We start from the raw sequence: 8,363 nt of genomic DNA on the forward strand, positions 1-8,363 counted from the left end.
CGCCCGGCGGCGACGTGAGTGCCCGTCGATCGCCGCCGTGCGGGTGGACCCGGCCGCGAGCGCGAACAGCGTGTCGGGCGTGCCGGACATGCATCGGGTGAATGGACAAGCGAACTTTAATTCAGCGGTCGTCTTCTTCAGGGCTGGCTGTGTTCCCGCCGGCCAGCGCAAGCTATATGACCCTCACCGTCGACCAGTTACCCAAGCAGAGTTGGGTTAGTTCAATCCAACTTTATAACAATGACACGCGACGCACTCGTCCTGCTCGGCCGGGACACGGCACACGCCCGCGAAACGCTCGCCACACACGCCCACAGACTCCGCGAACGGGACGTCACCGACGCCGTCCACGCTTGCCACTACGAACACGAACCCCGGCGAGACCTCCGCGAGCCGCTGGCCGCCGTGGACGCCGGCACGGTGTTCGCCGTACCGATGACTGCTGCGCACGCCCGCGAGACGACCGTGGACGTCCCCGCGGCCCTGGACCGTCTCGATGCCACTGTCCACTACTGCCGGCCCGTCTGCCGGAGCGTCGCCGTCACCGACGCGCTCCGCGACCGGGCCGCGGAAGCCGCGACCGGCGACCCCGCCGCAGTCGGGCTGGTCGCGCTCGGCGCCAGCTCCCAGCCCTACTACCGGCAGGTCGCGGAGTACCACGCCGCTCGGATGCGTGAGCACGGCGACTACGAGGACGTCGCCACGAGCTATCTCGTCCAGAACCCCGCCGCGGAGTGCCTGCGCTACAACCTCGACGGCGACGACGCCGTGGCTGTTCCGCTGTTCGTCGCAGGCAACGAGGCCACCGAACGGGACATCCCCGACCGACTCGAACTCGACCGCGGCGGCCTCGCGTACGCGGAGGTACTCGGAACGCACCCCAGGCTGACCGACGCAGTCGAGGCACAGGTCGCCGAGAAACGAGTGCTCGCAGAACGCGAGGGCGCGTCGACGTTCGAGGACGGCCTGACGGCGAACGCCACCGCGTTCGCGGCCGACGGCGACGGCCGGTAACCTCACCGGCGAACGGCAAGCACCGAGAGGTCCGAGAACGGTGTCTCCTCGCCTGCGTACTCGGCGAGGTCCGCCAGCGTCGTGCGCGCGACCGTCTCGTCGTCGTGTGTCAGCTTCTCCAGCACGAGCGCCGTCAGGTCCGGGGCCGCGCCCGCGTCCAGCAGGTCCGCCGCGATGTCGCCCGGCATCAGGTCGAAGGCCGCGGCAACACGAGCAGGTGACGGTCGCCAACGGCCTCTCGGAGGCGCCGCACGTCTGGGTCGAGGTCGCCGCGCTTGTGCAGCGTCACGAACTCGGTGTCCTCCATCGGCGTGCGGGCGCGACTCGCCGCCACCTGGAGCGACGAGATGCCGGGCACGACCCGCACGGGCGCGTCGACGGCCCGCTCGACCTTCCCGAGGAACTGGAAGCCCGAGTGGTTCGGGTCGCCCATCAGTACGGCCGTTCCGGTTTCGCCGGCCTCGACCCGCTCGGCGAACGCGGCCAGAGTCTCGCTCTCGTCGCGGTACCCACAGGTCAACAGGTCCGCGTCGGTCAGACCGACAACGAACTCCACGACCGTCTCGAACCCCACGACGACGTCAGCCTCGGCGATGGCGCGCTCGCCGCGAGGCGTCAGGAACTCCTGGTTTCCGGGGCCGATGCCGACAGCGTGCACCACAGCGTGGTCGTCATCGTGGGCCGCTTCCGGATGGCGGGCCGCGTACCTCGCTGGGTCCGGCCCCGAGTCGAGGTCGTCGTCGTCGCTCACTGTTCGTCCAGGACCACGTCGCCGTCACGGACGTCGCTGGCGACGTGAATCAGTTCGTTCGTGAGGCTGGCGGCGAGTCCGCTGCCACCGCGCCGCCCGACGTTCGTGATGAGGGGGACGCGTTGCTCGGCGGCGACCTCGCGGAGTCGCTGCCGGCTCTCCGCGGCCTTCACGAATCCGACGGGGGTCGCGACGATCGCGGCGGGCCGGGTGCCGTCCTCGAGGCAGTCCGCCAGCGCGAGCGCGGCCGTCGGGGCGTTCCCGACGACCGCTATCGCGCCGTCGTAGACGCCCTCGCTGTCGAGTTCGAGGACGGACGCGGCGGTCCGCGTCATCCCCGTTTCGGCGGCCAGCTCCGCGCCGTTGCCGATGGCCTTCCGGACCTCGCAGTCGTGGCCGCGGCCAGTGATGCCCGCCTTGACCATCGTGATGTCGGTCACGACGGGCGCCTCGTCGAGGACTGCGCGAGCGCCCGCTCGGACGGGCTCCGAATCGTCGGTCCCCGTGAATCGCAGCAGGTGCTGGAACTCGGGGTCGCCGGTCGCGTGCACGGACTTCTGGCGGATGCGGTCGGCGAGCGTCTCGTCGGGCACGAGGTTCCGCACGCGGTCCATGCTCGTCTCCGCGATCTCCATCGCGTTCGCCGTCGTCGCACCCAGGTCCGCGTACTCCTCGACGTCGCCGTCGTCGGTGTCGTCGGTAGCGTGGCCGTCAGTCGTCATCGGAGGCCACCTCCGTTTGCTCCGACTCGGCGGACTGACTGGCCCTCGCCTCGAGGTCGCCCTCGACCCGAAGGTTGAGGTCGCGGAGGCGCTCGGCCGTCGCCTCGTCGGCGTCCCAGAGGCCGCGCTCGACGGCCTCGAGGAGGGTGTCCGTGATGGACTCCAGCGCCCAGGGGTTCACGTCCCGCATCCAGTCCTGGCGGTCAGCGTCGAACGCGAACTTCTCGGCGACGTCCGCCCAGAGGCGGTCGGAGACCACGCCAGTCGTCGCGTCCCACCCGAGCGTCACGTCCACCGTCGAGGACAGGTCGCCGGCCCCCTTGTAGCCGTGGTCCTCCATCGAGCCGAGCCACTCGGGGTTGAGCACGCGGGCGCGCATCGCCTTCCGCACCTTCTCCTCGTTCGTGTAGACGTCGACGTTGTCCGGGTCGCTCGAGTCCCCGACGTAGGAAGCGGGTTCCTCGCCGCTCTCCTCGGCGACGGCGGAGATGAACCCGCCGTGGAAGGCGTACCAGTCCGAGGAGTCGAACTCGTCTTGCTCCATCGTGTCCTCGATTTTCACGGTCGCGTCGACGCTGCCGAGGCGGCGCTCGAAGGCGTCGTGAGCCTCGGAGACGCGGCCCCGCGCCCCCATCGCGTAGCCGCCCCACTGGACGTACACGTCCGCGAGGTCCGAGCGGTCCTCCCAGGTGCCCTCGTCGACGGCCTTGTTCGTGCCCGCGCCGTAGCCGCCGGGCCGAGTCGTGAACACGCGGTGCTTGGCGGATCGCTCGGGGTTCTCGACGCCCTGAGCTTCGAGTTCCTCGGCGTCCACCTCGACGTGCTTCTTCACGTAGTTCTGGTCGTGGGGCTCGTTCAGGTCGACGACCGCGTCCAAGGCGTCGTGAATCACGCCCGCGGCCTGCGGGAACGCGTCACGGAACAGTCCCGAGACACGCGTCGTCACGTCGATGCGGGGCCGCCCGAGTTCCTCGAGCGGAATCGGCTCCACGCCGTCGATGCGGCCCGCGTCGGTCCACACCGGCCGGACGCCCATCAGGCCCAGCACCTGCGCGATGGTCTCGCCGCGCGTCCGCACTGTCGGGGTACCCCAGGCGACGACGCCGACCTCCTCGGGGTATTCGCCTTCCGCCTCGTAGTGGCGCTGAACGACGCCGTCCGCGACTTCCTTCCCGACGTCCCACGCGGTCTTCGCGGGGACCTTCCGGGGGTCCAGCGTGTAGAAGTTCCGGCCGGTCGGCAGCAGGTCGACGCCGCCCCTGGTGGGTGCGCCGCTCCCGCCGGGTTCGACGTACTCACCGTTCAGCGCGTCGGCCGTCTGCGGGATCTCGGTCTCGGCGTCGAACACGCGCGGCGCGGCCGCCTCGCAGATGAACGCCAGCACCGCTCGGAGGTCGTCGTGCGCACCGGACGTCGCTTTCGCGTCCCCGAGGGTGTCGACGTCCACCACGAGGAGGTTCATGTTCACCTCGTCGTCCGGCCCGGCCTCGACGTTCGAGGCCGGCACGTCGAAGTCCTCCGCGGCGAGCGTCTCGACGAGGTCGACGCTCGTCTCGTACACTTCGTCTGCGGCCGCCGCGTACGTCATCCCCAGTTCGTCGCTGTACTCGCCCGGCGCGTCCAGCATCGTCTGGTAGTCCACGCCGAGGACGCCCGCGACGCTCTCGCGGAGCGACGGCGCGCCGGGGTTCTCGAGGCGCGTGAGCGCGACGAGGTACTCCACGAGACGGTCGCTCTCGGGCGGTTCCCCCATCGTGTGGAGGCCGAGGCGGATCTGGGTGGTCTTCACGTCCGTCACGTACTCGTGGACGCGCTCGACCAGCTCGTCGATTGCGACGTCGTCACCAGCTACCGCGCCCTCCGCGAGCGAACTCCCCGCTTCGTCGGGTCCGCGAACGTCGGCTTTCTCGTCGACGACACCGGCAATTCCGAGTTCTACGGCGAGGTCGAGGTCGTCGACCTGCTCGCGGATGCGGTCGGCGAGGTGGTCCTCGGCGTCCGCGCCCGCGCCGGTGCCGGCTTCCCGGTAGCGCGACGCGAGTTCCTCCAACTCCGCGAGTTCGTCGTACGTGCCCGCGTTGCTCATCACCGGCGTCAGGTAGTCCACGACGGCGGCGTACGACCGGCGCTTGGCCTGCGTTCCCTCGCCGGGGTTGTTGACGATGTACGGGTAGACGTTCGGCAGGTCGCCGACCAGCGCGTCCGGCGCGCTCTCCGCGTCCAGTCCCACGGTCTTCCCGGGCAGCCACTCGAGGCTGCCGTGGGTGCCGAGGTGGACGACGGCGTCCGCGTCGAAGTCGTTCCGGAGCCACGCGTAGAAGGCGTAGTAGTCGTGTGGCGGCTGGAGGTCGCTGTCGTGGTAGACCTTCTCCGGGTCCATCCCGAACCCGCGCGGCGGCTGGACGGTCACCAGGACGTTCCCGAACTCCACGCCGGGGATGGCGAACGGCCGTTCGGGCGGGTCGCCCCACTCTTCGAGGACGTTCTCGCGGAACTCGGGGTTCGCGTCGGCCCACCAGTCGGCGTACTCGTCTGTCGAGACTAGGTCGACGCTGTGCTCGCGCACGTCCTCGGGCGCAACCCAGCGGTCGTCGAGCGTGAGCTGGCTCGTCAGCCGCTCGACGAGCGACTGACCGTCCGGGGGCGACTCGCTGCCCAGGTCGTAGCCCCGCGCACGCAGTTCGTCGAGCAGATTGACCGTGCTCTCCGGCGTGTCGAGGCCGAACGCGGTGCCGATGCCGTCGTCGCTCGGCGGGTAGTTGTGGAGGACGACGGCGACCTGCTTCTCGTCGTTCTCGAGGTGCCGGAGGCGCGCCCAGTTCACCGCGAGGCTCGCGGCGTGGTCGACCCGGTCCTCGATGGGGAAATGCTGCTTGGGCGCGGAGCCGATGCCTGCCTCGTCGACGGTCCGTTCCTTGCCCGAGATGGGGTGCGTGATGACGTTGCCGTCGAACTCCGGCAGTGCGACCGAAAGCGCCAGTTCGAAGCCCACCACGCCGGTGTCCGAGGATTCGTACCGCGACCGCGAGCGCATCGTCGTGATGGTCTGGAGGACGGGGACGCCGAGACGGTCGAGGAACACGTCCTCGGCCGAATCGCCCTCGTCGCTGGCCGAGCGGCCTCGTTCGTCCATCGACAGCGAGAACATGAACGACGAGAGCACGGCGTCCACGACCGGCTCGCCGTCGGCGGTTCCACCGGCTCCATTCCGAGGCGTCTCCGACCCTTCGCCGTCCTCGAGCAGCCACTGGTCCGTCACCCACTCCGCGTCTTGCTGTTCGTCGCTGTCCGTGGCCGGGTTGCAGAACACCGGCAAGGCGTTCGCGCCCCGTGCCTCCAGCGCGCGGACGACGCTGTCGACGTACGTCGTGTTCTCGTGCGTCCAGTGGGATTCGTAGAACCAGACCGCGACTGTCGGCCGGTCGGCGTCGAAGGTCGCGCGCAGTTCGTCGTACTCCGCGCCCGGGTGGTCGGGGTGGTAGACGCCCTCGGTGGGGAGCGCGACGGGGTCGTCGTACGCACGGTCGGCCGCCGAGTAACGGTCGACGAGGAAGCGCACGCAGTTGGCGACGTTCGCGGTGCCGCCCGTCTCGAGGTACTCGTAGACGGTCTCGCGGTCCTCGTCGGCGACGGTGGTGTCCTCGATGGCGTACGCGTCGCCGGTGGATTTGACGACCAGCGGGACGCCGGCGTCCGCGAGTCGCTCGATGGCCCGGTCGTAACCGGGCATGCTGTCCTCGGCGCCGTGCAGCCAGAACACGGCGGCGTCGGCGTCCGTGGCGGCGTCGACGAACGCCTCGACGTCGGTGTCGTCGTCGAGGTCGCTCTCCGAGCGCACGACGAGGTCGGCGTCGACGCGCTCGGCGGCCGCCTGTACGGCGCCGAGTTCGTTCTCGGTCGCGGTGTAGAGTGCAAGCGTAGGCATAAGTCTGTTAAACCCTCGTTGTGGTATTACAACTATGGTTGAATTAGGAAGCGGCAAAAAGGTGTCGCCCGACCGGCGCGGGAGCGTACCGTTCCCGGCCGTCGTCGGCCAGCAGTTCCTCAAAACCGGTCTGCTCGCCGTCGCCGCCAACGACGACCTCGACGGCCTGCTCGTCGCCGGCGAGAAGGGCACCGCGAAGTCCACGACTGCGCGGGCCCTCACCGACCTGCTCCCGGACCAGCGCGCAGTCACCGACTGCCCCTACGGCTGTCCACCAGACGACCCCGAACGCCAGTGCGCGGACTGTCGGGGCCGCGACGACCCACCCGTCGAAACCCGCCCGGTCCCGTTCGTCACGCTCCCACTCGGCGCGTCACGCGACCGCGTCGTCGGCTCCCTCTCCGTCACGGACGCGCTCGCCGGCGACGCCGAGTTCAACCCTGGTTTACTCGCGCGGGCGAACCGCGGCGTCCTCTACGTCGACGAAGTGAACCTCCTCGACGACCACCTGGTCGACGTCCTGCTCGACGCTGCCGCCTCCGGCGTCAACCGCGTCGAGCGCGACGGCGTCAGCGTCGTCCACCCCACGTCGTTCACGCTGATCGGCACGATGAACCCCGAGGAGGGCGAACTCCGCCCGCAGTTCCGCGACCGCTTCGCGCTCCGGGTCGAGGTCGCCGGCCGCGATGACATCGAAGACCGCGTCGAAATCCTGGACCGCGCACTCGACGGATTCAGCGGGGACTACGCCGAGGAGACCCGGCAGATCCAAGACAGCCTGCTCCAGGCCCGGGACCTGCTCGCTTCGGTCACACTCCCGGACTCGCTGGCGCGCGACGTCGCCGAACTCTGCCGGGACGCTGGCGTCGACGGCCACCGGGCAGACGTCGCAACGGCCCGCGCCGCCCGCACGCTCGCGGCGCTCGACGGCCGACCGACGGTCACCGAGACGGACGTCCGGCGGGCTGCCGAGTTCGCTCTCCCTCACCGTCTCCAGTCCCGGCCGTTCGAGGACGCACCCGACACAGGGGACGTCGTCGACGACCACTTCGAGGACGAGAACGACGAGCGTGATGCGGACCAGTCCGAGGAGTCCGCAGAAGCGGCCGACGGAGACAGCGACGAGGCCGGGCCCGCCGCCTGTGACGCGGAGACCGAACAGGACGCTGGCGGCGACGGGGACGAGTCCCCGAATCCGGCGCCCGCCGGCCGCGACGGCAAGACGAACGGCGAGGACGGCGGCGGCGAGGCCGGGGAAGATGGCGACGGCGTGGACGGCGGCGAGACTGGGGAAGATGGCGACGGCGTGGACGGTGGCAGCGAGACCGACGAAGCGACGCCGCTCGTGCCCGGACAGCCGCGTGCGGAGTCTGTCGCACCCGGAGCGGGGACCGCGCCCGAGACGGAGTCCCCGAACGCGGAAGGACCGGACGGCGGCGGTCGGGCCACCGCGAGGCCGAGCACGGACGGACGCGGACCACGCGTGCGGACGGAGCGCGCGTCCCCGACGGACGACGTCGATGCGGCCGCATCTGTACGAGCGGCCGCCGCACGGGGCGGCGACACAGTCGAATCCCGGGACCTCCGGCAGTCCGTTCGAGCGGGTTCGGCGTCCGCGCTCGTCGTGTTCGCAGTGGACGCGAGCGCGTCGATGCGGGGACCGATGCGCGCAGCGAAAGGCGTGGCACTCGACCTGCTGCGGGACGCCTACGAGCGTCGCGACGAGGTGGCAGTGGTGACGTTCGCGGGTGACGACGCCGACGTGGTGTTGCCGCCGACGGACAGCGTGACGCTGGCAGCACGCCACCTCAAGTCGCTCCCGACCGGCGACCGCACGCCGCTCCCGGCGGGCCTCCGGGCCGCAGACGACGTGCTGGCGCGCTCGAACCCGGACGCCGCCGTCGTGGTCGTCGTGACTGACGGGTGCGCGAACGCCGGCTCGGACGCCCCG

Annotated in this window: 4 protein-coding genes and 1 pseudogene; 2 read left to right on the plus strand and 3 right to left on the minus strand. The window is 70.5% G+C overall.

Annotation, left to right across the window (positions count from 1 at the left end):
* Positions 1-240: 240 nt before the first annotated feature.
* Positions 241-1,014, plus strand: coding sequence for a sirohydrochlorin chelatase (locus GRX66_RS14050; protein ID WP_159527122.1), 774 nt, complete (start codon positions 241-243; stop codon positions 1,012-1,014).
* A gap of 2 nt (positions 1,015-1,016) precedes the next feature.
* Here the strand turns inward: GRX66_RS14050 and GRX66_RS14055 are convergent.
* The 3 genes and pseudogenes from GRX66_RS14055 to cobN form a co-directional block, all read right to left on the minus strand.
* Positions 1,017-1,765: pseudogene (locus tag GRX66_RS14055) on the minus strand (cobalt-precorrin-7 (C(5))-methyltransferase).
* Positions 1,762-2,487, minus strand: coding sequence for a precorrin-8X methylmutase (locus GRX66_RS14060; protein ID WP_159527123.1), 726 nt, complete (start codon positions 2,485-2,487; stop codon positions 1,762-1,764). The pseudogene GRX66_RS14055 and the gene GRX66_RS14060 overlap by 4 nt, the downstream one beginning before the upstream one ends.
* Entirely contained in the window at positions 2,477-6,412 is a 3,936-nt protein-coding gene (gene cobN, locus GRX66_RS14065; protein WP_159527124.1) for a cobaltochelatase subunit CobN, read from the minus strand. Before cobN ends, GRX66_RS14060 begins: the two co-directional genes overlap by 11 nt.
* Before the next feature lie 34 nt (positions 6,413-6,446).
* Here cobN and GRX66_RS14070 point away from each other — a divergent pair.
* Positions 6,447-8,363 (plus strand): VWA domain-containing protein (locus tag GRX66_RS14070; protein ID WP_159527125.1); only part of this gene is annotated, 1,917 nt, incomplete at its 3' end.

This window comes from Halobacterium bonnevillei, from assembly GCF_009831555.1.
GTDB lineage: Archaea > Halobacteriota > Halobacteria > Halobacteriales > Halobacteriaceae > Halobacterium > Halobacterium bonnevillei.

Coding starts and splice junctions, on each gene's coding strand:
- GRX66_RS14050 (WP_159527122.1), top strand. CDS start 241: ATGACACGCGACGCACTCGTCCTGCTCGGCCGGGACACGGCACACGCC.
- GRX66_RS14060 (WP_159527123.1), bottom strand. CDS start 2,487: ATGACGACTGACGGCCACGCTACCGACGACACCGACGACGGCGACGTC.
- cobN (WP_159527124.1), bottom strand. CDS start 6,412: ATGCCTACGCTTGCACTCTACACCGCGACCGAGAACGAACTCGGCGCC.